Source organism: Micromonospora sp. NPDC049799, from assembly GCF_040656655.1.
Classification (GTDB): Bacteria; Actinomycetota; Actinomycetes; order Mycobacteriales; family Micromonosporaceae; genus Micromonospora.
Genome location: NZ_JBFAMU010000754.1, coordinates 1 through 1,822 on the forward strand (window position 1 = coordinate 1; position 1,822 = coordinate 1,822).

The following is a 1,822-nucleotide window of genomic DNA, read 5'->3' on the forward strand; positions in this document are numbered from 1 at the left end:
GCCACTCGAAACACGTCGTGGCCTGCGTGAGGGATTAGTACCACCGCCGGTTCAGTCGACATCGACCGGACGCGGTCGCCGCAGGCAGGCATGGTGGGGGAGGGGGTGGGTGGGTGGTTAGACGGGGGGTGGGGGGCGTTCGCCGGCGTCGAGGACCGCTTGGGTCCAGCCGCCTTCGATGACGCCGGTGCCGTCGAGGACGGCCCAGTCGACCACGTCGCTCGCCTCCACGACGACCGGCGAGCCGATCCGGACGGTGGGGTCGGTGTTGGCGTCGCTGGCGCTGGCGGCCTCGATCCGCTCCGGGACCTCCCACGAGGTCACGCTGGCCCAGACGAACTCGGGGCCGTCGTCGCCGGGCAGGCCGTACTTGACCACCAGCTGCGTCTCCGGCGGGAGCGCGCCGGCGAGGAAACGCGCCCGGATGTCGCCCAGCCCTTCGCGGGCCGTCGCCACCGCCCTGCTCATCGCGTCGCCGGAGCGCGCGTACCGCACGTCGGGCTGGATGCCGGCGAAGAGCGTGGCGCAGGCGGTGGCGTAGTAGCGCCCGTCCGGCCCCGGATGCCCGGCCGGCGGGCGCAGGCTGAGGAAGGAGTCGGCCTCCGGATCGGTGGCCGGGTCCAGCTCCAGGCGCAGCAGCACCGGGGCGGTCGCGCCGTGCTGCTCCGGGTTGCCGTACGCGACCGCGATGTCGTGCCCGGTCACCGTCGCCAGCACCGGCAGCTGCACGAACGCCGGCACCTCCTCGCCGGACAGGCCGTCGGTCCAGTCCCGCAGCAGCCGGCGCGCCGCGCCGGTCATGACCGCGCCCCAGGCCCGGGTCAGATGGTCCGGTACGCCCTGGGTCTGCAACTCCAGCAGCCCGAAGCGGCGCAGGCCCTTGGTGGTGAACCAGAGGCCCTCGGCGTCCGACGAGTACGGCACCAGCACCCAGTCGACCAGCCGGATCCGCCCGTCGGCGTCCGGCAGGGAGCTCAGCGCCGTCGCCGGGTCGAGGAACTGCAGGCCGAACACGTCCACGACGTCACCGCCGACGGTGTCGGCGACGGCGGCGGCGACCGCCCGCGCCGCCCACTCGTGCGCCGGCGGCCAGCCCGGCCGGTACTCGGCCTGCACCACCACCAGGTGCGTCGCCGCGGCCAGGCGGGCCAGCTGCGCCTCGGTCGCCCCGAACGCGGTGAGCAGGTCCGGCGGCAGCTCGGGGAACTCGCTGACGGGCCGGGTGTCCACGGACATCAGGGGACTGTCGAGCATCTGCTTCGCCAGCCCGAACACCGGCTCGGCCAGCCGCCCGGTGAGCCGCTCCACCGCCGTCTTCGTGCCCACCGTCGGCAGGCCGGTCATCGGGACGAGGTAGGTCGCACTCAGCGACTCCGGGACCGGTACGGGCAGGAAGTCGTCCGTGATGAGCATGTCGTCCCCCGGGGTGGCCGCGGTGCTGTCGATCCAGACGCTACCCGGCGCTCCGGGCGCCCCTCAGCCGGACAGCACCAGTCCCAGGTAGACCAGCGTGGTGACCACCTCGACGGTCGCGCCGAGCACGTCACCGGTGATCCCGCCGAGCCGGCGTACCACGTGTCGCAGCAGCCCCACCGCGACGGCGAGCGCGGCGGCGACGGCGAGCGGCCCCTGCCACGGGCGGCCCGGCACGGCCGCGAGCGCCACCAGCGCGACGCCGGCCGTCCCGGCGGTCAGCGCGACCGGTCCGACGGTGCCGGCGACCAGCACAGGAGGGGATCGAGGAGCTCGCGGCCATCCCGAAGGTCGTGTTCTCCCGCTCCTCGGCTGCGGTCACTGCTGAGAGCGGTGCTGGTTGACCGGT

General features: G+C 74.4%; 1 protein-coding gene and 1 pseudogene. Both read right to left on the minus strand.

Features of this window, described 5'->3' with window-relative positions:
- Window positions 1-117: 117 nt before the first annotated feature.
- Window positions 118-1,413 (minus strand): DUF2314 domain-containing protein, encoded by a 1,296-nt coding sequence (locus AB0I76_RS29135; RefSeq protein ID WP_357042130.1) that lies wholly within the window; start codon window positions 1,411-1,413, stop codon window positions 118-120.
- A 63-nt stretch (window positions 1,414-1,476) separates the two neighbouring features.
- A pseudogene (locus AB0I76_RS29140) lies at window positions 1,477-1,725 on the minus strand (adenosylcobinamide-GDP ribazoletransferase); the annotation flags it as partial.
- Window positions 1,726-1,822 lie beyond the last annotated feature (97 nt).